Annotated in this window: 27 protein-coding genes and 1 riboswitch; of the genes, 15 read left to right on the top strand and 12 right to left on the bottom strand. The window is 64.1% G+C overall.

Annotation, left to right across the window (positions count from 1 at the left end; all coding sequences use genetic code 11):
- Nucleotides 1-27: 27 nt before the first annotated feature.
- Nucleotides 28-1,041: an HNH endonuclease gene (locus GGD66_RS37610; protein WP_183261683.1), complete on the top strand. Its 1,014-nt coding sequence runs from the start codon at nucleotides 28-30 to the stop codon at nucleotides 1,039-1,041.
- 10 nt (nucleotides 1,042-1,051) lie between these two features.
- On the opposite strand, the gene GGD66_RS37605 is transcribed toward GGD66_RS37610, so the two are convergent.
- A complete protein-coding gene (locus GGD66_RS37605) occupies nucleotides 1,052-1,438 on the bottom strand; it encodes a hypothetical protein (RefSeq protein ID WP_183261681.1) in 387 nt (128 codons plus the stop codon).
- Between the two features lie 245 nt (nucleotides 1,439-1,683).
- The gene (locus GGD66_RS37600; RefSeq protein ID WP_092255049.1) at nucleotides 1,684-1,917 is read right to left on the bottom strand and encodes a hypothetical protein; all 234 of its coding nucleotides are present in this window, start codon (nucleotides 1,915-1,917) and stop codon (nucleotides 1,684-1,686) included.
- Between the two features lie 300 nt (nucleotides 1,918-2,217).
- On the opposite strand from GGD66_RS37600, the gene GGD66_RS37595 reads away from it, so the two are divergent.
- The 5 genes from GGD66_RS37595 (at nucleotide 2,218) to GGD66_RS37575 (ending at nucleotide 5,771) form a co-directional block, all read left to right on the top strand.
- Complete coding sequence (locus tag GGD66_RS37595) at nucleotides 2,218-2,664, top strand: nuclear transport factor 2 family protein (protein ID WP_026202000.1); 447 nt, start codon at nucleotides 2,218-2,220, stop codon at nucleotides 2,662-2,664.
- A gap of 232 nt (nucleotides 2,665-2,896) precedes the next feature.
- Entirely contained in the window at nucleotides 2,897-3,337 is a 441-nt protein-coding gene (locus tag GGD66_RS37590; protein ID WP_018318318.1) for a nuclear transport factor 2 family protein, read from the top strand.
- A gap of 271 nt (nucleotides 3,338-3,608) precedes the next feature.
- Nucleotides 3,609-4,526, top strand: coding sequence for a hypothetical protein (locus GGD66_RS37585; RefSeq protein WP_183236824.1), 918 nt, complete (start codon nucleotides 3,609-3,611; stop codon nucleotides 4,524-4,526).
- A gap of 305 nt (nucleotides 4,527-4,831) precedes the next feature.
- Complete coding sequence (locus GGD66_RS37580; protein WP_092255060.1) at nucleotides 4,832-5,254, top strand: hypothetical protein; 423 nt, start codon at nucleotides 4,832-4,834, stop codon at nucleotides 5,252-5,254.
- A gap of 379 nt (nucleotides 5,255-5,633) precedes the next feature.
- The gene (locus GGD66_RS37575; protein WP_177237058.1) at nucleotides 5,634-5,771 is read left to right on the top strand and encodes a hypothetical protein; all 138 of its coding nucleotides are present in this window, start codon (nucleotides 5,634-5,636) and stop codon (nucleotides 5,769-5,771) included.
- Between the two features lie 37 nt (nucleotides 5,772-5,808).
- Here the strand turns inward: GGD66_RS37575 and GGD66_RS37570 are convergent, their stop codons facing one another.
- From GGD66_RS37570 to GGD66_RS37560, 3 genes are all read right to left on the bottom strand, one after another.
- Nucleotides 5,809-5,955 carry a hypothetical protein gene (locus tag GGD66_RS37570; protein ID WP_018318322.1) on the bottom strand — a complete coding sequence of 49 codons (147 nt, stop codon included), beginning with the start codon at nucleotides 5,953-5,955 and terminating at the stop codon, nucleotides 5,809-5,811.
- Between the two features lie 197 nt (nucleotides 5,956-6,152).
- Nucleotides 6,153-6,632, bottom strand: coding sequence for a MaoC family dehydratase (locus tag GGD66_RS37565; protein ID WP_183261678.1), 480 nt, complete (start codon nucleotides 6,630-6,632; stop codon nucleotides 6,153-6,155).
- The gene (locus tag GGD66_RS37560) at nucleotides 6,632-7,084 is read right to left on the bottom strand and encodes a MaoC family dehydratase (RefSeq protein ID WP_183261677.1); all 453 of its coding nucleotides are present in this window, start codon (nucleotides 7,082-7,084) and stop codon (nucleotides 6,632-6,634) included. Before GGD66_RS37560 ends, GGD66_RS37565 begins: the two co-directional genes overlap by 1 nt.
- A 167-nt stretch (nucleotides 7,085-7,251) precedes the next feature.
- Between GGD66_RS37560 and GGD66_RS37555 the strand changes: the two genes are divergently transcribed.
- The gene (locus tag GGD66_RS37555) at nucleotides 7,252-7,548 is read left to right on the top strand and encodes a DUF4282 domain-containing protein (RefSeq protein ID WP_018318325.1); all 297 of its coding nucleotides are present in this window, start codon (nucleotides 7,252-7,254) and stop codon (nucleotides 7,546-7,548) included.
- Nucleotides 7,549-7,671: 123 nt separating this feature from the next.
- Here GGD66_RS37555 and ychF read toward each other — a convergent pair whose 3' ends face one another.
- The 4 genes from ychF to GGD66_RS37535 all read right to left on the bottom strand — a co-directional run bounded on the left by ychF (nucleotide 7,672) and on the right by GGD66_RS37535 (nucleotide 10,716).
- A complete protein-coding gene (gene ychF / locus GGD66_RS37550) occupies nucleotides 7,672-8,769 on the bottom strand; it encodes a redox-regulated ATPase YchF (RefSeq protein WP_018318326.1) in 1,098 nt (365 codons plus the stop codon).
- Nucleotides 8,770-8,774: 5 nt separating this feature from the next.
- On the bottom strand, nucleotides 8,775-9,380 hold the full coding sequence (pth, locus tag GGD66_RS37545; protein WP_092255068.1) for an aminoacyl-tRNA hydrolase: 606 nt from the start codon (nucleotides 9,378-9,380) through the stop codon (nucleotides 8,775-8,777).
- 58 nt (nucleotides 9,381-9,438) lie between these two features.
- Nucleotides 9,439-10,149 carry a 50S ribosomal protein L25/general stress protein Ctc gene (locus GGD66_RS37540; protein ID WP_018318328.1) on the bottom strand — a complete coding sequence of 237 codons (711 nt, stop codon included), beginning with the start codon at nucleotides 10,147-10,149 and terminating at the stop codon, nucleotides 9,439-9,441.
- Between the two features lie 315 nt (nucleotides 10,150-10,464).
- The gene (locus GGD66_RS37535; protein WP_157328420.1) at nucleotides 10,465-10,716 is read right to left on the bottom strand and encodes an accessory factor UbiK family protein; all 252 of its coding nucleotides are present in this window, start codon (nucleotides 10,714-10,716) and stop codon (nucleotides 10,465-10,467) included.
- 166 nt (nucleotides 10,717-10,882) lie between these two features.
- Here GGD66_RS37535 and GGD66_RS37530 point away from each other — a divergent pair, with 166 nt between their 5' ends.
- The 6 genes from GGD66_RS37530 to GGD66_RS37505 all read left to right on the top strand — a co-directional run bounded on the left by GGD66_RS37530 (nucleotide 10,883) and on the right by GGD66_RS37505 (nucleotide 16,251).
- On the top strand, nucleotides 10,883-11,620 hold the full coding sequence (locus GGD66_RS37530; protein ID WP_092255905.1) for a dienelactone hydrolase family protein: 738 nt from the start codon (nucleotides 10,883-10,885) through the stop codon (nucleotides 11,618-11,620).
- An 8-nt stretch (nucleotides 11,621-11,628) separates the two neighbouring features.
- Nucleotides 11,629-12,474: a prolipoprotein diacylglyceryl transferase gene (lgt, locus tag GGD66_RS37525; protein WP_092255070.1), complete on the top strand. Its 846-nt coding sequence runs from the start codon at nucleotides 11,629-11,631 to the stop codon at nucleotides 12,472-12,474.
- A gap of 20 nt (nucleotides 12,475-12,494) precedes the next feature.
- Complete coding sequence (locus GGD66_RS37520; protein WP_018318332.1) at nucleotides 12,495-13,613, top strand: class I SAM-dependent methyltransferase; 1,119 nt, start codon at nucleotides 12,495-12,497, stop codon at nucleotides 13,611-13,613.
- On the top strand, nucleotides 13,610-14,377 hold the full coding sequence (gene pgeF / locus GGD66_RS37515; RefSeq protein WP_092255073.1) for a peptidoglycan editing factor PgeF: 768 nt from the start codon (nucleotides 13,610-13,612) through the stop codon (nucleotides 14,375-14,377). Before GGD66_RS37520 ends, pgeF begins: the two co-directional genes overlap by 4 nt.
- A gap of 113 nt (nucleotides 14,378-14,490) precedes the next feature.
- Nucleotides 14,491-15,105, top strand: a complete 615-nt coding sequence (locus GGD66_RS37510; RefSeq protein WP_092255076.1) for a hypothetical protein — start codon at nucleotides 14,491-14,493, stop codon at nucleotides 15,103-15,105.
- Between the two features lie 192 nt (nucleotides 15,106-15,297).
- Nucleotides 15,298-16,251 carry a ribose-phosphate pyrophosphokinase gene (locus GGD66_RS37505; protein WP_026202002.1) on the top strand — a complete coding sequence of 318 codons (954 nt, stop codon included), beginning with the start codon at nucleotides 15,298-15,300 and terminating at the stop codon, nucleotides 16,249-16,251.
- A 118-nt stretch (nucleotides 16,252-16,369) separates the two neighbouring features.
- Here GGD66_RS37505 and GGD66_RS37500 read toward each other — a convergent pair whose 3' ends face one another.
- A complete protein-coding gene (locus tag GGD66_RS37500) occupies nucleotides 16,370-16,930 on the bottom strand; it encodes a 6,7-dimethyl-8-ribityllumazine synthase (protein ID WP_183261673.1) in 561 nt (186 codons plus the stop codon).
- Between the two features lie 75 nt (nucleotides 16,931-17,005).
- Nucleotides 17,006-17,167, bottom strand: a riboswitch (FMN riboswitch).
- Between the two features lie 431 nt (nucleotides 17,168-17,598).
- On the opposite strand from GGD66_RS37500, the gene GGD66_RS37495 reads away from it, so the two are divergent.
- Together GGD66_RS37495 and proC are read left to right on the top strand one after the other, a co-directional pair.
- Nucleotides 17,599-18,099, top strand: coding sequence for a YbjN domain-containing protein (locus GGD66_RS37495; protein ID WP_183233345.1), 501 nt, complete (start codon nucleotides 17,599-17,601; stop codon nucleotides 18,097-18,099).
- Between the two features lie 207 nt (nucleotides 18,100-18,306).
- Nucleotides 18,307-19,131, top strand: a complete 825-nt coding sequence (gene proC / locus GGD66_RS37490; RefSeq protein ID WP_183261670.1) for a pyrroline-5-carboxylate reductase — start codon at nucleotides 18,307-18,309, stop codon at nucleotides 19,129-19,131.
- Nucleotides 19,132-19,226: 95 nt separating this feature from the next.
- Here proC and GGD66_RS37485 read toward each other — a convergent pair whose 3' ends face one another.
- The gene (locus GGD66_RS37485) at nucleotides 19,227-19,631 is read right to left on the bottom strand and encodes a thioesterase family protein (protein ID WP_183236817.1); all 405 of its coding nucleotides are present in this window, start codon (nucleotides 19,629-19,631) and stop codon (nucleotides 19,227-19,229) included.
- 199 nt (nucleotides 19,632-19,830) lie between these two features.
- Nucleotides 19,831-20,097, bottom strand: coding sequence for a tautomerase family protein (locus GGD66_RS37480; RefSeq protein ID WP_018318340.1), 267 nt, complete (start codon nucleotides 20,095-20,097; stop codon nucleotides 19,831-19,833).
- Nucleotides 20,098-20,127: the final 30 nt, after the last annotated feature.

Below are 20,127 nucleotides of genomic sequence, written 5' to 3'. Positions count from 1 at the left end.
GCAAGTGGACGGAGAAGGATCGCGCAGATGAATGATAAGCCAGAGCTTACGACCAGCATGTGGCCGTTGGGCAAGTCGAAATTTGTCGCTCCTTATCGCATGAATACCAAAATTGAGGTGAAGAGCCCATCGCACACCTACTCGCCTGTAGGGCAATGCATCTACTGCGGCACCAGAGCGAGCAAGCTCAAGGAAGAGCATATCATACCGCTCAGCCTCGGAGGAAACCTAGTTCTTCCAGCCTCCAGCTGCGTCGATTGCGAAAGCATTACGGGTAGATTTGAGCAGGAAATCGCACGGCATTTCATCTGGCCATTTCGAACTGGCATGGGATTTCCCTCTAGAAAAAAGAAAAATCCGGAAGATTTTGAGATTGATTTCATTCTAGAAGATGATTCGTGCGAGCGAGTGAGAATAGAGCGCAGACTCTATCCTACTGAACTTTACCTGCATAAATTCACGACCTGTGGTTTTCTGGCAGGCAAATCTGACGAAGAAAAGACGGACTCGATCGCTGTTGTTGGATGGCGAAATGGACCAGCGTTTGAAGAGGTTAAAAGAGTTCTGTTTTCATTCGCTCTAGATGTCGAAAGGCGCACGAAGAAGCGCGTTAAGGCGGTGGCCCCGGCTAGATATTTCTATCCGGCGCCGTTCGCTCAAATGCTCGCTAAAATCTCACACTCGTATGCAGTAGCCGAACTTGGAGCAATTTCCTTTCGACCCATTCTGCTGGACATCATCAGCACGGATGTACGTCAGAAACGAGAATCTCAAGCTGCCAAAGACATTTCTCACTTCGTTGGCGGCTCTATCGAAGCGTTTCCTCATCATGATGATCTTCTTCATAGCGTAGATATAGAGCTTGTCGATGTCGGAGGACGAACATACGTTGTTGTTCAACTTTGGTTGTTCGCAATTGTTGGAGGCGCGAAGTATCACGCCGTTGTCGGGGAAGCTCTTGATAAAGCAGTAGAACAAGTTCGTTCAAATCTGCCGGGTTCGTACGCGCGCTCCATCAAAGTATCACTAAAATCTCCTTGAAGGAGAATACTCACCCCACACTCGCCGTCACCACCGCCATCACCGACAGCAGCAGCACGATCGTCACCAATTGCAGCGAGGCGACGGGCTGGGTGCGCCAGGCCGTGATCTTGTCGGACAGCGATAGATGGGCCTCGAAGAACTTTGGTTCGTAGACGGTCTTGAACATGTGCGGGAAGCTCGGGCCGAGGGTCACGGCGAGCATGGCGTGGGCGAGCGAGGCGATGGCGACGAAGACGGCGACGCCGGGGTCGCCGACGAGGTCGTGGTTGCCAACGAGCTTGAGCAGGAAGGCCGCGGCGGCGAAGGTCGGGAAGCTCTGCAGGATCGTGGTCAGCGCGAGGCCTTCGAGCGCGTTGTGCAGGCGGGACTTTCTGACGGTGGCGATGGCAGCCATGGCATGTCTCCCTGATGACATGGGGATGACATTAGCTGCCATGCCGGAGCGGTGATGTGAGATGCGTCACGCGGCCTTCTTCATCTCGCCCCGCTTGCGGGGAGAGGTCGATCGCGAAGCGATCGGGTGAGGGGGACTCTCCGCGGGTCGAGCTGCCACTGTCCCCGGAGAGACTCCCCCTCACCCCAACCCTCTCCCCGCAAGCGGGGCGAGGGAGCAGACCGCCGATGCGGTTGGATTGTCGCTTACAACTTCCCCTGCCCGTTCACCTGACCCTGCTGCTGCCGCTGCTTCTCCTGTTCCTTGGCGTGGTGCCTGCCGTAGAGGCAGCCGGCGGCGGCACCCAGGACCCCGTGATGACCGGCATAGTGGCCGGCAACGCCGCCGACGACGGCGCCCTTGATGCAACCCTTGGCATGGGCGGTGGATGTCGCGCCAAGCATGAGCAGTGCGGCGGTGACGGCGAGGAGGGATTTCATGATCGATGCTCCGAATGCGTTTGTCGGCGCTCCAACGGGCACGGGCGCGCGGCGGTTCCATACGGCTGCGCCGCGGTGACCTTGCGCATTGCGCCATCTGCGTTGCGTGTCATGCAGCTGAATGCAGCAAGAATTCGTGCAGCCTTGCCGCAATTCAACTCGCAATTGGCACGCCATGAACCTGGCATTGCGCTCGAGCGTCATATCGTCTGCAACATCCCTGTGATTTTGCGGATTGCCGGTGCAGGAGACCGCGCGTTAGCGTTGCAGGGCGCCACACGGCCAATGAGGACGGGCGGAATGACTGTCGAGAAGCTCAATCGCCAGCGCGTGCTGCATCTGCTCGACGCCTTCGCGCGCGGCGACATCGAGGCCGCGCTGGCGTGCTGCACCGATGACGTCGACTTCCTCACCCATGCGCCGATCGACGTGCTGCCGCACATGGTGCCGCGCCACGGCAAGGCCGAGCTGCGCGAGCTGTGGCAGACGGTCTGGTCGCGCTATTCGGAGATCCGCTACAAGGCACCGCACATCCTGGCCGAGGGCGAGGCGGTCGCGACCTACATGCAGGCCTATTTCAGGAAGCGCAGCAACGACCGCATCGTGCAGTTCGACATGGCCGTGTTCTACACCTTCCGCGGCGGGCTGGTGGCGGAGATCCGCGAGATCATCGATTCCTACGATCTGGTGCAGCAGGTGCTGGAGCGCGAGATCGGGCCGCTGATCACGGGTGCACGGGTGGACTGAGCCTGCTCCCTCCCCTGGAACCCGCGCGCGAGCCGCCAGGACCCGGAAGATTACGGGGTTTTATTGCAGATCTCACATATCGCTATCAATTGTGCATTGCGAAAACGTGAATTGCGTTTTGGCCGAAATCGGGTATTTTATTCGTATACAAATGAGTTGAGCCCCACCGCCTAACTGCGCTGGGGTCGTTTTCCGTTTTTCTTTCGCAAAGCCAGCTTCAGGACTGCCCAAAATGACAGAGCACAGCCTCTGGCGTTTCTCGCGCGCGTTGCACCGCGCGATCAACGACCGGCATTTCGAGGACATCGAGGCCCTGATCGACGAGGACGTCGAATGGGCGCTCTACGGCCCGATCGACATGTTTCCGTTCCTCGGCGCGCGCCAGGGCAAGGACGCCGTGCTCGACGTCATCCGCCAGCTCGCCGACAATTTCCAGGTCCGCCGCTTCGACCGCGAGAGCATCATGCTGGGCGTCGATTCCGCCGCCTCGATGATGCGCTATTCGCTGACGGCACTGGATTCCAACAAGCCGATCAGCTTGCGGGTCGCGCAGTTTGCCCAGTTCAGGGCGGGCAAGCTCACCAGCATGCGCGTCCTGATCGACACCTTCGACCTGGTCGAGCAGGCACTCGGCCGCGCCATTCATCTGCCGAAGATGACCAGCGTCGGCTGAGGGGGACGCCAACGGGCCCCGCTGTTCGGGACCGATGACAATGCCTGACGCGACGTCCTGGCCTCCAGCCCCGCCGGATGTCGTCGTACCGGAAGCTCGTCGTCGGGCGCGCGCCTTTCGCGCGGCCCGTTGGTTCGCGTCCCCACGCGAGTTGCCACAATTTCGCAACGATAAATCCGCATTGATCCAAGCAGACCGAATGGCGCATGGTCATCACCAAGGACCGCCTTATATTGGCGGACAACATGCGCTGGGGCTTGCGGGCAGGACGATGGAATTCTCGACAGGTTTCGGCTGGACCAGGCTGCCGGTGCTGGCGGCCGCGTTCATCTTGGGCTCAGTGCTGACGGTTTCGGCGCAGATCCTTCCGCCCTTCTCCCCACCCGCGGCCGCGCCAGACGAGGCCGAGACCGAGACGGCAGAGACCCCCGACGTCAACGACCCCGACGTGCTCAAAGGCATCGACGTCGACAAGCTCGACTGGAGCCAGCTCGCGGTCGATGCCGGCACCGGCATTGACCCGATCGCCGCCAAGAAGCGCGCCAAGGCCGCCGCCAAGGACGGCCTGGACTGGTCGTCGAACGCCAATGCGAACGGCTCCTCGGCGGTGACGGTGAAGCAATCCGTGTTCTCGTTCTGGGATACGCGGATCGGCGCCGACATGACGGTGACCAGCGAGCCGCGGACGATGTCCGAGCTGCTGGCGCAAAAGGCCACCAATGGCGGCAACCTGCCGCAATCCTCCGGCAGCGCCTGGGCGACGGCAACCGCGCCCGGCGCGGGCTCGATCTGGGACAAGACCGCGGTGGAAGCCCGCGTCGATCCCGGCTCGGAACAGAGCAAGCTCGGGGCCTCGCTGACCAAATCGGTGCCACTGTCCGGCGACACCTCACTGACGCTGCAGAACGGCTACAGCGTCAACCAGCAGGGCACGAGTGCGGTCCCCGGCATCGGCGGCCACATCACCCGCAATTACGAGACCGACCAGTCGGCCAAGGTGACCCTCACCGACACCGGCACCAGCATCACCGCCGGCCAGTCGCTGTCGACCACCGACGACAAATGGCTGCGCAAGGTCGGCGCCGAGCAGAAGCTGTTCGACAATGTCACCGTCTCCGGCTCGGTCGGCGAGACCTCGCAAGGCGCGATCAACAAGAGCCTGACGGCGGGTTTCAAGAAGAGCTGGTAGGCCGAGCCTCCACTCTTTCTCCTCGTCCTGAAGGCGCTCCGAAGGAGCGCGTCTCGAAGGATCGAGGCCCTGCATGGTTCGAGACGCGCTTCGCGCTCCTCACCAGGAGGAGCTGGAACGGTGGCCGCCGCAGCGACGTTCACACTCTCCTAACCATACGCCACGGCAAAACCCCCGAATGGTCCGCCCTTGCCGCATCTCGGCCCATTTGCGGCCAAATTCCGGCGCCCTGATGCGGGCTGCCTCACAGACGTCGTCGTGCGGGGGACACTCGCGCTGCGCTCAACGCGAACAGGGGAATAACGATGAACGCCATGCGTCCGGAAAAGACCGAAGCCGCCGAGACCGAGACGGTCGACACCAACCTCGCTGCAGTCACGGAAGTCGAAGCCGGCATCCGCGACTTCGTCCGCAACGACATTGCCTATCTGCGCCGTCCGGCGGCGGCGACCACCGACGCGCCCCCGCTCGATCCGAGCGCGGACGCCACCGTCACCAACGTCAACTCGCTGATCCAGCGCGTCGCCGGCACCTCGCTCGCCGAGATCGAGAATCTGATCTCGGAGCTCGAGAGCCTGCGTGACCTGCTGCATGCCGAGGGCCAGCGCGTCCAGCGCGAGATCTCCGGCTACGCCCAGCTCAGCCAGGCCGCGATGAAGTCGACCCGGATGATCGCCGACAACGTCGCGCAGTGGAAGCGCGCCGCCGACGGCCTGCGCAACAGCTAAGCACCGACATCACGCATCACCGGCTGCCGCGTTCCGCAAGGAGCGCGGCAGTTTTGATTCGGGATGTCGCCCCGGCGTAGCGTGTCCGGACGCTATCTCGTCAAAACAGGTGTCATCACCCGCGAAAGCGGGTGATCCAGTATTCCAGAGACGCCAGTGATTGAACCGAGACGCCGCGGCGTACTGGATGCCCGGATCAAGCCCGGTCAAGCCGGGGCATGACGGCGGTGGGTGTGGCTGCGAAAAAGGCCGCGTAAGACGGTGGACGCACGTTCACACCGTCACCGTAGCTATGCGGTGCGCTATTGAACCCGCCGCGCCTTCCCGACGACCAATGCCAAGCGCCCGCTTCTTTTGCGGCCGGGCCGGGGGACATCTCATGGAAAGCATTCGGCCCGACAACACGGATCCGATATCGCTGCGGCCCGCGCCCAGTCAGCTCGGCACGATCATGCTGCGGTTCGTCGGATTGCTGGTGGCTGCGATCGCGGTGCTGGCGTTCGTCTATAGCCGCTGAGGGGGCCGCTTTCCGGCCCCGAGAGCTTAACAGATTCTTACCGGCTCGCGTCGACGGCCGAGGCTTCCAGGGTGTAGGCGCCATCGGCATAGCCCTTCACCACCATGCCGGCGACCAGCATCACGGCCAGCGTCGCGGTAGCGAAGATAAATCCAACAAACTTGAGTGCGCCGCGATCAGCCATGGTCCTCGTCCCCTGTCTCTGCCCAATTCGTTTCAATTAGACAGCGACAGGTTCATAATTAGTTAGCAACTCACTGGTTCCACCAAACTGCTTCGCGGTAACCATGTTGCGCAGGCTTATGGCAGCCGCTCGGAATCGCGTCCATAGCGCGCGGGCAACACTTGCGCACTCATTTGCCCGTTCATCTTGGAACAGATCTAATCGCTCTTCCGCATCGGCACGAAGGCGCTGGCGGTGATGGAATAGACGTCCTCGCCGCGCTGGTTGGTGCCGGTGGTGCGGGCGGTCAGGATGCCCCAGCCGGGGCGCGAGGCCGAGGTGCGCTTGTCGGTGACGACGTTGACGTAAGCGACGGTATCGCCGGCAAGAACCGGCCTGATCCAGCGCAGGTCGCGAAAGCCCGGCGAAGGCCCCCACACCGCAACCTCCTCGCCGCGCGCTACGGCCTCGCGCGCCAGACGCTGGCCGTCAGCGACAAGCAGGCTCATGCAGGCCGAGCCGACATGCCAGCCCGAGGCGGCAAGCCCGCCGAACAGCGAGTTCTTGCCCTCCTCCTCGTCGAGATGAAAACGCTGCGGATCGAACTTCGCTGCGAAATTCTTGATCGCCTCGGCCGTGAACGTATAGGTGCCGATCTCGCGGCGCTGGCCGATCTCGATGTCGTCGAAAAACCGCATCAGACCGCCCCCTCGCGCCGCTTGATCAGGATCGGCGAGGTCATCTCGCCCAGCGCCTCACCCTTGGCGTTGCGCACGGTGCATTTGAACTTGACGATGCCGAGTTCGGGGCGGCTCTTGGAGGGGCGCGCCTCCAACACGTCGACGTCGAGCATGAGATCGTCGCCGGGCCGGAGCGGCGAGAGCCAGCGCACCTCGTCGACGCCGGGAGACCCCAGCGACGCGGCGCGGGTAATGAAGCCGTCGGCCATCATCCGCATCATCAGCGAGCAGAGATGCCAGCCCGAGCCGGACAGGCCACGCAGCATGCTCTTGTTGGCGGCCTCCTCGTCCAGATGCATCGGCTGCGGATCGAACTCGGCCGCGAAGGCCAGAATCTCGTCGCGGGTGACGTGGCGCGGGCCGAATGTTCCGAACCGGCCGGGCGGGAAATCTTCGAAGGTCAGGGTCATCTTGGGATTGGCTAGCGGAAATGACAGATTGTGGCCGCACTTTGCGGCAATCTCAACCCGCCGGCCCGCATGGCTCGTGCTACATACGGGGTGGCGGCGTTGGTCTTGAGTCGGATCAACCGAGGGCCAAGATCCATTTACCAAGGCCCGATGCCCTGGGGAGAGCAATGTTTTCATTCAGCGATCTGTTTCAGTGGGACCGCTTCATCACGCCGACGATCATCAAGACCTTCTACTGGCTGGTGATCGCGCTGATCTGCCTGTTCGGCCTCTCCGGCATCTTCTCCGGCCTGGCTGCGATGGCGATCAGTCCGTTCGGCGGCTTCCTGGTGCTGCTGTCGTCGATCGCGAGCGTCGTCGTCGGAATCGTGTTCTCGCGCATCGCCGCGGAGCTGATCCTGATCGTCTTCCGCATCAACGAGCATCTCGGCGCCATCCGCGACCAGGGCAGCGGGATGCGGTGAGCGTCACGCACAGGTGCCGTAGGGTGGGCAAAGGCGCAAAGCGCCGTGCCCACGATCATTCCGCGATATGAGAGATGGTGGGCACGCTTCGCTTTGCCCACCCTACGGCATCGATGTTGGTACTTAAGTATTGAACCTGAAATGCATCACGTCGCCGTCGGCGACGACGTATTCCTTGCCTTCGAGGCGGAGCTTGCCGGCATCGCGGGCGCCGGCTTCGCCGCCGAGCCCGACGTAGTCCTCATACGCAATCGTCTCGGCGCGGATGAAACCCTTCTCGAAATCGGTATGGATCACGCCCGCCGCGCCCGGCGCCTTGGTGCCGCGATAGATGGTCCAGGCGCGCGCTTCCTTCGGACCCACCGTGAAATAGGTGATGAGGTCGAGCAGCGTGTAGCCGGCGCGGATCAGGCGATCGAGGCCGGCCTCTTCGAGACCCAGCGTCTCCAGGAAGTCGGCGCGTTCCTCACGCGAAATGGTCGCGATCTCGGATTCGATCTTGGCGGAGATGACGACGGCAACCGCGCCTTCCTTGGCGGCCTGCTCCTGCACCGCCTGGGAGAACGAATTGCCCGTTGCGGCCGAGCCTTCCTCGACGTTGCAGACATAGAGCACGGGCTTGGACGACAGCAGGCCGAGCATGCCGAAGGCGCGTTCCTCCTCCGCCTTGCGCTCGACGAGGCGCGCGGGCTTGCCTTCACGCAGCAGCACCAGGGTGCGGTTGACGAGGTCGAGCTGCTCCTTGGCGTCCTTGTCGTTGCCCTTGGCCTTCTTGGTGAGGTTGTCGACGCGCTTCTCGAGGCTGTCGAGATCGGCGAGCATCAGCTCGGTCTCGATGGTCTCGATGTCGGCGAGCGGGGCGATCTTGCCCTCGACATGGGTGATGTCGGAATCTTCAAAGCAGCGCACGACATGCGCGATCGCATCGACCTCGCGGATGTTGGCGAGGAACTGGTTGCCGAGGCCTTCACCCTTGGAGGCGCCGCGGACGAGGCCAGCGATGTCGACGAAGGTCAGCCGGGTCGGGATGATCTGGCCGGACTTGGCGATCGCCGCGAGCTTGTCGAGCCTGGGATCGGGCACGGCGACCTCGCCGACATTCGGCTCGATGGTGCAGAACGGGTAGTTCGCGGCCTGCGCCGCGGCCGTCTCGGTCAGCGCGTTGAACAAGGTCGACTTGCCGACATTGGGCAATCCGACGATTCCGCATTTAAATCCCACGAGCGTTATTCCTTGCCGTTCTCGTCCTTGGTCAAAAATCCCTTCGCCTGCATGGCGAGATGCACCCTGTTGGCGAAGGTCGCATCCGTGCCCTTGGCGACCAGGCCTGCGTGCTCGGCCACCGCCTCGCACAGCGTCGTCACCCAGTCGTTGTCGGCCTTGGCGAAGTCCGACAGCACGTGGCCGTGCACCAGTTCCTTGACGCCGGGATGACCGATGCCGAGGCGCACCCGGCGATAGTCGTTGCCGATATGCGCCGAGATCGAGCGCAGGCCGTTGTGGCCGGCGATGCCGCCGCCGATCTTCACCCGCACCTTGCCCGGCGGCAGCTCGAGCTCATCGTGGAACGCGGTGACGTCGCCGGGAGCGATCTTGAAGAAGCTTGCGGCTTCCTGCACGGCGCGGCCGGAATCGTTCATGTAGGTCGTGGGCTTGAGCAGGATCACGCGCTCGGTGCCGAGCGTGCCTTCCGAGGTCTCGCCCTGAAAACGACGGCGCCATGGTGCGAAACCATGACGCCGCGCGATCTCGTCGACGGCCATGAAGCCGATATTGTGCCGGTTACGTGCGTATTTTGCGCCGGGATTGCCGAGCCCAACAAAGAGTCGCATGACGCGGCGCGCCCCTCGCTCGGCGCGCGATCAGAGACCGCGCGCCAGCCTTGAGAGATTACTTCTTCTTGTCGCCGCCGGCGGGAGCCTTGGCAGCCGCGGCAGGAGCAGCAGCGGCCGGAGCCGCAGCGCCAGCCGCCGGAGCAGCCGCAGCAGCGCCAGGAGCTGCAGCCGCAGCGGCGGCCTTCTGCTCTTCGGCGTAGCCGGACGGCGGCACGATGGTGACGAGGGTCGCGTCCTCGCGGGTCAGCGCCTTCACGCCGTTCGGCAGCTTGACGTCGGACAGATGCAAGGAGTGACCGATTTCGAGCGAGCCGACATCGGCCTCGATGTACTGCGGAATGCTCTCGACGCCGCATTCGAGCTCGATCGCGTGGGCGACGATGTTGACGGTGCCGCCGCGCTTCACGCCCGGGGACGTTTCCGCCTTCACGACATGCAGCGGCACGCTGATGCGGATGGTGGCGCCTTCGCCGAGCCGCATGAAGTCGACATGGATCGGGAAGTCCTTGACCGGATCGAGGTGGTAGTCGCGCGGAATCACGCGGTGCTTCTTGCCCTCGAGATCGATGTCGACCAGCGTGGTCAGGAACCGGCCGGCGAGGATGCGCTGGCGCAGTTCGCGATCTTCGATCGAGATCGTGACGGGGGGCTGGTTGTTGCCATAGATCACTCCGGGCACTCGCCCGGCGCGACGCTCAGCCCGGGCGGCCCCCTTGCCGCTCTTCGGACGTGCGGTCGCCTTCAATTCCTTGACGGTCGTCGCCATGTCGTTAAGTCCTTGTTTTTGCAAAAGTTAATGGGCCGCAGCGCGGCCCATGGCATCGTTCGCAGCAAGCCTCCAGGGGTGCGGGGGCCACGAACTGGCGGGCTTTTACCCGGAAGATGCGGAAATGACAAGGAGAATGGGCGGCACCCTCACCTGGAGGGGGAGGGTCGGCTCACATTGAGCGCAGCGAAATGTGAGACGGGGGTGGGGTGATCTCTCCCCACGGGCACTTTCGACGCGGAGAGACCGTCACCCCGCCCCGCTCGCGCTACGCGCGATCGACCCTCCCCCTCCAGGGGAAGGTAAGAAGGGCGCCTACCCGCCGAGCTTGGCCTCCAGCGCTGCAACCCGCGCCTTCAGCGCCTCGTTCTCCTCGCGGGCCAGGCGGGCCATGTCCTTGACCGCCTCGAACTCCTCGCGCTTGACCAGGTCCATGTCGCGCAGGAATTTTTCGGCCTGGGTGCGCATCACCGTGTCGAACTCGCGCTTGACGCCCTGGGCGGCACCGGCGGCATCGTTCATCAGGCGGCCGATCTCGTCGAAAAACCGGTTGTTGGTCTGGGTCATTTCGGCCTCCTGGCAGCTCCGATAAACTTTGCGCGAACGCTCCAAAACACAATGGCAATCCGATTGGGCCGGTTCAAGGGCTGAGCGGCGGTATCCTTGTCATGCCCCGGTTTCCTTGCAATCCTATTCAACGTCCCTGCATAAGAAGAATCACAAGGCGCATGAGATGATCGACCAGCAGATCGCGATCCCCACCAGGGACGGCCACACCGCAACCTTCATCAGCCATCCCGAACGCGGCGGGCCGTTTCCGGTCATCCTGTTCTACATGGATGCGCCCGCGATCCGCGAAGAGCTGCGCGACATGGCGCGCCGGCTCGCGACCTCAGGCTATTACGTGATGCTGCCGAACCTTTATTACCGCTCCGGCGTGATGGAGCTCGGCGCGCTACCGGCCGACCCGAACGCGCCGGAGCGCAAGCGCATGTTCCAGCTGATGGGCTCGCTCACCATCCCCATGATCATGGACGACACCAGAGCGCTGCTCGCCTATGCCGAGGGCCAGGCGGCCGCGAACACCAAGCTGGTCGGCACCGTCGGCTATTGCATGAGCGGCCGCTACGCCATCAACGCCGCCACGCATTTCCCCGACAGCGTCAAGGCGGCCGCCTCGATCTATGGCGTGCAGCTGGCAACGGATCAGGACGACAGCCCGCATCTGGCCGCGGCTAAGACCAAGGCCGAGCTCTACTTCGCCTGCGCCGAGACCGACGTCTACGCGCCGCCGGAGATTATCGAGAAGGTCAAAGAAGGCATGAAAGCTGCGAAAGCCGAGGTCGAGATCTATCCCGGCACGCATCACGGCTTCGCCTTCCCCAAGCGCCCGGTCTATGACCGCGACGCCGCCGAGCGGCATTGGGAGCGCCTCTTGGCGCTCTATCGCCGCAATCTCGTCCAGAAATAGAAGGCGAGATGCAGCTTCTTCTCATCGACTTCCCCGCCTTCAAGCCGATCGCGCTGGAGATCGGGCCGTTCGCGATCCGCTGGTATGCGCTGGCCTATATCTGCGGCATCGTGTTCGGCTGGCTCTATGCGCGCTCGCTGCTGAAGAAGGAGCGCCTGTGGGGCGGCCCCGCGCCGATGTCGCTGCTGCAGATCGACGACTTCATCCTGTGGGTCACGCTCGGCATCATTCTCGGTGGCCGCACCGGCTACGTGCTGTTCTACAATCTGCCTTTCTTCATCGATCATCCCGCCGCGATCTTCCGGTTATGGGAGGGCGGCATGTCCTTCCATGGCGGCTTCCTCGGCTGCGTCGTCGCGGTGATGTTGTTCGCCTTTCGCAACGGCATCTCGATCCTGTCGCTCGGCGACATCACCACCGCGGTCGCGCCGGTCGGACTGCTGCTCGGGCGCATCGCCAACTTCATCAACGGCGAATTGTGGGGCCGCGCCACCGATCCGAGCCTGCCCTGGGCGATGATATTCCCCAACGATCCGACGCAACTGCCGCGTCATCCGAGCCAGCTCTACGAGGCCGGCATGGAAGGCATCCTGCTGTTCACGGTGCTCGCGGTGATGATCCGGCTCGGCGCGCTGAAACGGCCGGGCATGATCCTCGGCGCCTTCATCCTAATCTACGGTCTGACCCGGATTGCCGGCGAGCACTTCCGCGAACCGGACGCGCAGCTCGGTTTCCTCTGGGGCGGATTAACCATGGGCATGCTGCTGTCGATCCCGATGCTTATCGTCGGCGGCATACTTATTGTATTGGCAGTCAGGCGCGGTGCGCCGAAGCCCGCAGGGGCCGTTCGTTAATTCATTTCGAGAAGATAGCCGTGACCGAACAGCCGCTACTCAACGAGATCAAGGCGCTGATCAAATCCTCAGGTCCCATGCCGGTCTGGCGGTACATGGAACTGTGCCTGATGCATCCGCGCCATGGCTATTACGTCTCGCGCGATCCGCTCGGGCGTGAAGGCGACTTCACAACCTCACCCGAAGTCAGCCAGATGTTCGGCGAGCTCTTGGGACTATGGACCGCCTCGGTGTGGAAGCAAATGGGCTCGCCGCAATTCCTGCGGTTGATTGAGCTCGGCCCCGGCCGCGGCACCATGATGGCGGACGCGCTACGCGCCCTTCGCGTGCTGCCGCCGCTCTACCAGGCGCTTCATGTCCACATGGTCGAGGTCAATCCCGTCTTGCGCGAGCGGCAGAATGCGACGCTGTCAGGCGTGCGCAACATTGCCTGGCACGACAGCATCGACGACGTGCCTGAGGGACCGAGCATCATCCTCGCCAACGAATATTTCGACGTGCTGCCGGTCCACCAGATGGTCCGCCACGAGAACGGCTGGCACGAGCGCGTGATCGAGATCGATCCCAACGGCAAGCTTCAATTCGGCGCGGCGTCCGAGCCGACGCCGCGCTTCGACGTGCTCCTGCCGCCGCTCGTGCGCGCCGCACCCGTCGGCGCCGTGTTCGAATGGCGCCCCGACGGCGAGATCATGAAGCTCGCCACGCGCGTGCGCGACCAGGACGGCGCAGCGCTGATCATCGATTATGGCCATTTGCGCAGCGACGCCGGCGACACCTTCCAGGCGATTGCGCGCCACACCTTCGCCGATCCCTTGAAGGCGCCGGGCCAAGCCGACGTCACCGCTCATGTCGACTTCCAGGCGCTGGCGCGCGCGGCCGAGGACGTCGGCGCGCGCGTGCACGGGCCGGTGACGCAAGGCGACTTCCTCAAGCGGATCGGCATCGACACAAGGGCCGCCGCCTTGATGCAGAAGGCAACGCCGGAGGTCGCCACCGACATTTCGATCGCCCTCAAGCGGCTGACGGACACCGGGCGCAGCGGCATGGGCTCGATGTTCAAGGTGCTCGGCATCTCCGAACCGCGGCTGACAGGCATTGCCGGCCTCAGCGATCTCGAACAGGCCGGAGAAGCCTCATGACGCTCGCTTCGTCGCTGCTGTCAGCCGTGCCCGGCCTGCGCCACTCGTTCTTCACCCGCGAAGGCGGCGTCTCCAGTGGCATCTACTCGGCGCTGAACGGCGGCCTCGGCTCCAACGATGATCAGGCCCTTGTCGCGGAAAACCGCCGCCGCATGGCCGAGCATGTCGGCGTCGCGCCGGCACGCTTCCTCAGCCTGCACCAGATCCATTCACCCGACGTGCTCGTCGCAGAAGCACCGTGGCCGAACGGGCCGCGGCCGAAGGGCGATGCGCTGGTGACGAACACGCCCGGCATCGCGCTCGGCGTCTCCACTGCCGATTGCGGGCCGGTGCTGTTCGTAGATCCCAACGCGCGCGTGATCGGCGGCGCGCATGCGGGGTGGAAGGGCGCGCTGACGGGCGTGCTGGAAGCGACGATTCTAGCGATGGAGAAACTCGGCGCGACGCGCAGTGGCATCATCGCCGCGATCGGCCCCTTGATCCGCCAGGACAGCTACGAGGTCGGCAACGAGTTCGTCGCGCGCTTCATCGAGGCCGATGCGGACAACGCGATATTCTTCATACCCTCGGTGCGCGAGGGACACGCGATGTTCGATCTCGCCGGTTTCATTCGCAAGCGGCTGGACGCCGCCGGCATCCTGATGATCGACGATCTCGGCGTCGACACCTACGCCGACGAGCGCTTCTTCAGCTATCGCCGCTCGGTGCATCGCAAGGAGCCGGATTACGGCCGCCACGTTCACGCAATCGCGCTCGAAGCGTGAACACAGCGGCAACGCCGTGTCATTCCGGGGCGCTGCCCTGATGCGATGACAGTGGTCTATGTCGCCTCCGCCCTAGACCTTAATCGATTTTAACGATATCGCTGCCCTCCATAATGAGGGACGCGTCATTCATCTTGGGCCGTGCGGGTGCGCGCGTGCTGGCGGTCATGCTGCTCGCGGCAGCGACTGCGCTTGGCGGCTGCGCCGGCGGCGGTGGGGCCGCCAACTCCTATGCAATGGCGCCGACCGCCGGCTCCGGGGCAACGGTCGCCTTCGAATCGATCGACGGGCCGCCGCCGCAGGTGTTCGACCGCATGGTCGGCGTGCTCGACAGCGAATCCAAGCTGCGCAGCCTGTCCGTCATCTCCCGCGAGGGGACCGCCGCCTACCGCGTGCGCAGCTATCTCTCCGCCCAGGTGGTGCGCGGCAAGACGGTGATCGCCTGGGTCTGGGACGTCTACGACGCCAACCAGCAGCGGGCGCTGCGCCTCTCCGGCGAGGAACCGACCTCGGCCAAAGGCGGCCGCGATCCGTGGGCAGCAGCCGACGACCTCGTGCTGCGGAAGATCGCCCAGGCCGGATTCAGCGGACTTTCCAACATGATCAACGGAACGCCGGATACCCCGGGCACGGCTCCTGGCCTGCGGGGCCCGGCGGTGGCGAGCGTGATCCCGCAGGCCCCGGTGGCGGAGATGCCGGCCACGGCACTCGGCTATGCCGAACGATAACCCCCGCTAAACCACGGCCTCGAGTTGCGGCCAAGCCGTTGGCCCGACTCAGGATTTTCGAAGGGAAAACGTAGCATCCCGGGTTGCCATTGCAGCCCCCGGCCTGATATTTCCTCGCCCGTTGTAACCGTGCTTCCAGTGGGATCTGAGATGTTGAACGTCGTATCCAGCAAAGCGCGGGAGGAAGCGTCTATGTCGGCCAAAAACGGCTCCATCAAGCTCGTCGCCGGCAACTCCAATCCGGCCCTCGCGCAGGCGATTGCGCAGGGCCTGGACCTGCCGCTGACCAAGGCGGTGGTGCGGCGCTTCGCCGACATGGAGATCTTCGTCGAGATCCAGGAGAACGTCCGCGGCTCGGATGCCTTCATCATCCAGTCGACCTCGTTCCCGGCGAACGACCATCTGATGGAGTTGCTGATCATCACCGACGCGCTGCGCCGCTCCTCGGCGCGCCGCATCACGGCGGTGCTGCCCTATTTCGGCTACGCCCGGCAGGACCGCAAGTCCGGCTCGCGCACGCCGATCTCGGCCAAGCTGGTCGCCAATTTGATCACGCAAGCCGGCGTCGACCGCGTCATGACGCTCGATCTGCATGCCGGCCAGATCCAGGGCTTCTTCGACATCCCGACCGACAATCTCTATGCCGCGCCACTGATGGTGCGCGACATCAAGGAGAGGTTCGACCTCTCCAAGACGATGGTGATCTCGCCCGACGTCGGCGGCGTGGCCCGCGCGCGCGGCCTTGCCAAGCGCATCAATACCCCGCTCGCGATCGTCGACAAGCGCCGCGAGAGGGCGGGCGAATCCGAGGTCATGAACGTGATCGGCGACGTCGCCGGCTACACCTGCATCCTGATCGACGACATCGTGGACTCCGGCGGCACGCTGGTGAACGCGGCCGACGCGCTGATCGCCAAGGGCGCCAAGGACGTCTACGCCTACATCACCCACGGCGTGCTCTCCGGCGGCGCGGCCGCCCGCATCGCGGGCTCGAGGCTGAAGGAGCTCGTGATCACCGACTCGATCCTGCCGACCGACGCGGTGACCAAGGCGCCGAACATCCGCACGCTGCCGATCGCCAGCCTGATCTCCGACGCGATCGCGCGCACGGCGGCGGAAGAATCGGTGTCGAGCCTGTTCGACTAGTTTTTCCGATCCGAAAGGTCTCGTGGGTGGGCAAAGGCGCAAAGCGCCGTGCCCACCTTTTCTTTTGTGATGAAGGTGGTGGGCACGCTTTCGCTTTGCCCACCCTACGGCAGTCCGCCTACCCCACGATCCCCGCCGCGACCTGGCCGCGCAGGCGCTCCAGGCCGAGCAACGTCTCCGCACAGGCAGCCGCGACCTCGACGCCCTTGATCGCAAAATGCTTGCGGAAGAAGTCGTAGTGCACCTCGGTCTCGTGGAATTGCTGCGGCGTCAGCACCGCCGAGAACACGGGCACTTCGGTACGCAGCTGCACGTCCATCAAGGCCTTGATCACGGTGTCGGCGACGAACTCGTGGCGATAGATGCCGCCATCGACGACGAGGCCGGCCGCGACGATGGCGGTGTAGCGCCGCGTCTTGGCGAGGACCTGCGCGTGCAGCGGGATCTCGAACGAGCCCGGCACCTCGAACACGTCGACATGGGTGAGATGGCGCGCCTCGGCCTCCTTGATGAAGGCGATGCGGGCCTCCTCGACCACGTCGCGGTGCCAGCAGGCCTGCACGAAGGCCACCCGCTGCGGCTTGGCAAAGCGCGGGTGGTCGGGCGCCGGGTCATGTGGAACCGGCGGTTGGGCGGCTTCGGAAGTTTCGGTGTTGGGGTCTTGCAGCATCTGATTCATGGCTTTCCTTCTTAAGGACCAGAATCAGGGCACACGGAACGACAAACAGCCGCATCTTGCGATGCGTCTGCCTCCGACCGTTCTCTTTCATCCGGACTCTAACCGTCGGCTTCGGAGTTGCACCGAATCTGCTGACCCTTCCCCTCGGCAAGAAAGACCTAAGGGAAGGCGCTCGCGGGCTTAGGCCTTTCGGCCCTTACCGCCGGTGGGGACTTTCACCCCGCCCTGAGAACATCGGCCGTCCGGGATGAACGGCCTGGCTGGAAATATGCCGCCAGCCGGCGGCCGCAGCAAGCGTGTTCCGTATGGGCGGATCGCATGGTCCCATGTCATTCCCGCGGGAGCGGCCCTCGCGGGACGGAATTAACGAATGGCGCCCCCCCGCGAATCCGATTCCGGTTTGTTCTCATCCATCCGGATCGAGGACTTCCCTCCGTTAAGAATTGTGGCGGAGATGAGCTGTGGACGAACGAGTCCTGGCTTGTGGACGGACTCGGGACCCCGTTGCGCAGATTCCGCAAATCACATCACTTGATCCGCGACAGGCCCGCGCTGATCCGAGGGATCGCAAGACTCCGAGGGGACGCCGTAGCGACGTTTAGGGAGCGCGCGCCGGGCCCAACCGCGTGCGTATCAAAGACAACAAGAAGGCAAGAGGTCGAGACGGCATGTCCCTGCTCGAAGGCACTATCGATTCCAAAAGCCATCCGCTCGCGGTGGTCGAGGATATCGCTGCCAGCAACAACTGGCCGTTCGAACGCTCCGGCGAGGACGAACTCACGATTGTCTCCAAGGGACAATGGACCGATTACCAGCTCTCCTTCACCTGGATGGGCGAGATCGAGGCGCTGCATCTGGCCTGCGCGTTCGACATGAAGATTCCGGTTGCGCGCCGCAGCGAGGTGCAGCGGCTCGTCGCCGCGGTCAACGAGCAGCTGTGGGTCGGTCATTTCGATCTCTGGACCAACACCGGCATGGTCATGCACCGCCAGGCCCTGGTGCTGCCGGGCGGGCTCACCGCCTCGACCGCGCAATGCGAGGCCATGCTCGCCGGCGCCATCCATGCCTGCGAGCGCTATTTCCCGGCGTTCCAGTTCGTGGTGTGGGCTGGCAAGAGCACGACCGAAGCGATGGACGCGGCGATGTTCGATACGGTGGGAGAGGCGTAGGACCCTTAAGGAAGCCAACACTCCCTCCTCCTGTCGTCCCGGACAAGCGAAGCGCCGCTCCTGGAGCCATACAGCGTGATGCCTCTTGTGGCACGCGGCTTGTTGCCAACACCTTCATCCACTAGAACCGCCTGTGGTTATGGGTCCCCCGCTCCCGTGCGCAATTGCGCACTAGGCAGCGACGACAGCGAGTTTGTGGCAACAGCGATGGCAAACAACCCCCTCCAAAACATCACCGGCACCATCCTCCTCGCCGGCGCCGGCAAGATGGGCGGCGCGATGCTGACCGGATGGCTTTCGGGCGGGCTCGACCCGCGCCGCGTCGCGGTGATCGATCCGCATATCTCGCCGGAGATCACGGCACTTGCCGCCAGGGGCGTCGCGCTCAATCCCGACTTGAAGGCCGCGGGCACAGTCGAGACGCTGGTCGTCGCGGTGAAGCCGCAGATGTTCCGCGAGGCCGGCGCGAAGCTAAAAGCGTTCGTCTCGGACAAGACGTCGGTGGTCTCGATCATGGCGGGAACCACGATCACATCGCTCCAGGAGGTCTGCGGCGGCGCCGTGGTGCGCGCGATGCCGAACACGCCGGCCGCGATCGGCCGCGGCATCACGGTTGCGGTCGCCGCGAACAACGTCAGCGCCGCGCAGCGCGCGGTGGCCGATGCGCTGCTGCGTGCCACCGGCTCGGTCGAATGGGTCGATGACGAGAGCCTGATGGACGCGGTCACGGCCGTCTCCGGCTCCGGCCCGGCCTATGTGTTTCTGCTCGCCGAAGAGCTCGCCCGCGCCGGCGTCGAAGCCGGACTGCCTGAGGCGCTGGCAATTAAGCTCGCACGCGAGACCGTCGCCGGCTCCGGCGAATTGCTGCACCAGTCGGAGCTGCCGTCGAGCACGCTGCGCCAGAACGTCACCTCGCCCGGCGGCACCACGGCCGCCGCGCTCGGTGTGCTGATGGGCGAGCCGGGTCTGCGCGACCTGATGATCCGCGCGATCGCGGCGGCGACGCAAAGGTCGAGGGAATTGGCGAAGTAGACGGGGCCGTAGGGTGGGCAAAGGCGCAGGGCGCCGTGCCCACGATCTTTCAATTGTCTCTCCGGAAGCCGTGGGCACGCTTCGCTTTGCCCACCCTACGGCGTCGTGCCCGCGGCGAGCCGCCTGTTGAACATCTCGACATTGACGAGCCCGCGCGCGTGGCGGCCTTCGCCGAGCTTGCGGGTGCCCTCGAACGCCTCGACCTCGAAGCGGATGACGCGGCGTTCGACGGCGACGACCTTCGCGGTGGTCCGCACCGTCGCGCCGACGAGGGCGGCTGCGAGATGGCGGATGTCGACCTCGGTGCCGACAGTGACCCAGCCGGGCTGAAGCGCGGCTCGGATCGCATCGCCCGCCGTCATCTCCATTTCCAGGATCATCATCGGCGTCGCGTAGACAAACGGCATGCCCGGCACGAAATGCCCGACCGTGCGCTCGGCCGGCACCACCAGCGTGCGCTCGGCGCTCATGCCGACCTTGATGAAATCGCGTGCGTCCATGGGGGCCTCACACACGGTGTCGTCCCGGACAAGCGCGCCTTAAGCGCGCGCCGATCCCGGACCCATAACCACAGGACGTCGTGGTTTCGGGGACTCGGAGTTACCGCTTCACCGCATAACCACTCCCTGTGGTTATGGCTCCCGGATCTGCGCTGACGCTTGTCCGGGACGACAGCGGTGATTGACGCTACAGCGCTGGCTACTTCTTCGCCGCCGCCGCGCGCTCCACGAACGTCTTGCCGCCCTTCATCTTGTGGCGGAGCGGGGCTTCGTTGATCTGGATGACGACGGCATCGGCATCGACGCCGAGATTCTTCACCAACGCCTGGGTGATGTCGCGCATCATGCCGGCCTTTTGCTCGTCGGTGCGGCCTTCGGCCATGCTGACAGTGATCTCAGGCATCGTCTTCTCCCTGTTGCTGTCGTCATGGCCGGGCTTGTCCCGGCCATCCACGTGCTCATCCATCAAACAAGACGTGGATGCCCGGGACAAGCC

Origin of the sequence: Bradyrhizobium sp. CIR48 (assembly GCF_014198315.1) — a bacterium.
GTDB lineage: Bacteria > Pseudomonadota > Alphaproteobacteria > Rhizobiales > Xanthobacteraceae > Bradyrhizobium.
Note: the sequence above shows the minus strand (reverse complement) of the source record. Positions and strands in the feature narration are given on the sequence as shown.

Excerpts from the sequence above, each read along its gene's own strand:
- GGD66_RS37610 (WP_183261683.1), top strand. The coding sequence starts at position 28 with ATGAATGATAAGCCAGAGCTTACGACCAGCATGTGGCCGTTGGGCAAG.
- GGD66_RS37605 (WP_183261681.1), bottom strand. The coding sequence starts at position 1,438 with ATGGCTGCCATCGCCACCGTCAGAAAGTCCCGCCTGCACAACGCGCTC.
- GGD66_RS37600 (WP_092255049.1), bottom strand. The coding sequence starts at position 1,917 with ATGAAATCCCTCCTCGCCGTCACCGCCGCACTGCTCATGCTTGGCGCG.
- GGD66_RS37595 (WP_026202000.1), top strand. The coding sequence starts at position 2,218 with ATGACTGTCGAGAAGCTCAATCGCCAGCGCGTGCTGCATCTGCTCGAC.
- GGD66_RS37590 (WP_018318318.1), top strand. The coding sequence starts at position 2,897 with ATGACAGAGCACAGCCTCTGGCGTTTCTCGCGCGCGTTGCACCGCGCG.
- GGD66_RS37585 (WP_183236824.1), top strand. The coding sequence starts at position 3,609 with ATGGAATTCTCGACAGGTTTCGGCTGGACCAGGCTGCCGGTGCTGGCG.
- GGD66_RS37580 (WP_092255060.1), top strand. The coding sequence starts at position 4,832 with ATGAACGCCATGCGTCCGGAAAAGACCGAAGCCGCCGAGACCGAGACG.
- GGD66_RS37575 (WP_177237058.1), top strand. The coding sequence starts at position 5,634 with ATGGAAAGCATTCGGCCCGACAACACGGATCCGATATCGCTGCGGCCC.
- GGD66_RS37570 (WP_018318322.1), bottom strand. The coding sequence starts at position 5,955 with ATGGCTGATCGCGGCGCACTCAAGTTTGTTGGATTTATCTTCGCTACC.
- GGD66_RS37565 (WP_183261678.1), bottom strand. The coding sequence starts at position 6,632 with ATGCGGTTTTTCGACGACATCGAGATCGGCCAGCGCCGCGAGATCGGC.
- GGD66_RS37560 (WP_183261677.1), bottom strand. The coding sequence starts at position 7,084 with ATGACCCTGACCTTCGAAGATTTCCCGCCCGGCCGGTTCGGAACATTC.
- GGD66_RS37555 (WP_018318325.1), top strand. The coding sequence starts at position 7,252 with ATGTTTTCATTCAGCGATCTGTTTCAGTGGGACCGCTTCATCACGCCG.
- pth (WP_092255068.1), bottom strand. The coding sequence starts at position 9,380 with ATGCGACTCTTTGTTGGGCTCGGCAATCCCGGCGCAAAATACGCACGT.
- GGD66_RS37540 (WP_018318328.1), bottom strand. The coding sequence starts at position 10,149 with ATGGCGACGACCGTCAAGGAATTGAAGGCGACCGCACGTCCGAAGAGC.
- GGD66_RS37535 (WP_157328420.1), bottom strand. The coding sequence starts at position 10,716 with ATGACCCAGACCAACAACCGGTTTTTCGACGAGATCGGCCGCCTGATG.
- GGD66_RS37530 (WP_092255905.1), top strand. The coding sequence starts at position 10,883 with ATGATCGACCAGCAGATCGCGATCCCCACCAGGGACGGCCACACCGCA.
- lgt (WP_092255070.1), top strand. The coding sequence starts at position 11,629 with ATGCAGCTTCTTCTCATCGACTTCCCCGCCTTCAAGCCGATCGCGCTG.
- pgeF (WP_092255073.1), top strand. The coding sequence starts at position 13,610 with ATGACGCTCGCTTCGTCGCTGCTGTCAGCCGTGCCCGGCCTGCGCCAC.
- GGD66_RS37510 (WP_092255076.1), top strand. The coding sequence starts at position 14,491 with ATGAGGGACGCGTCATTCATCTTGGGCCGTGCGGGTGCGCGCGTGCTG.
- GGD66_RS37505 (WP_026202002.1), top strand. The coding sequence starts at position 15,298 with ATGTCGGCCAAAAACGGCTCCATCAAGCTCGTCGCCGGCAACTCCAAT.
- GGD66_RS37500 (WP_183261673.1), bottom strand. The coding sequence starts at position 16,930 with ATGAATCAGATGCTGCAAGACCCCAACACCGAAACTTCCGAAGCCGCC.
- GGD66_RS37495 (WP_183233345.1), top strand. The coding sequence starts at position 17,599 with ATGTCCCTGCTCGAAGGCACTATCGATTCCAAAAGCCATCCGCTCGCG.
- proC (WP_183261670.1), top strand. The coding sequence starts at position 18,307 with ATGGCAAACAACCCCCTCCAAAACATCACCGGCACCATCCTCCTCGCC.
- GGD66_RS37485 (WP_183236817.1), bottom strand. The coding sequence starts at position 19,631 with ATGGACGCACGCGATTTCATCAAGGTCGGCATGAGCGCCGAGCGCACG.
- GGD66_RS37480 (WP_018318340.1), bottom strand. The coding sequence starts at position 20,097 with ATGGATGAGCACGTGGATGGCCGGGACAAGCCCGGCCATGACGACAGC.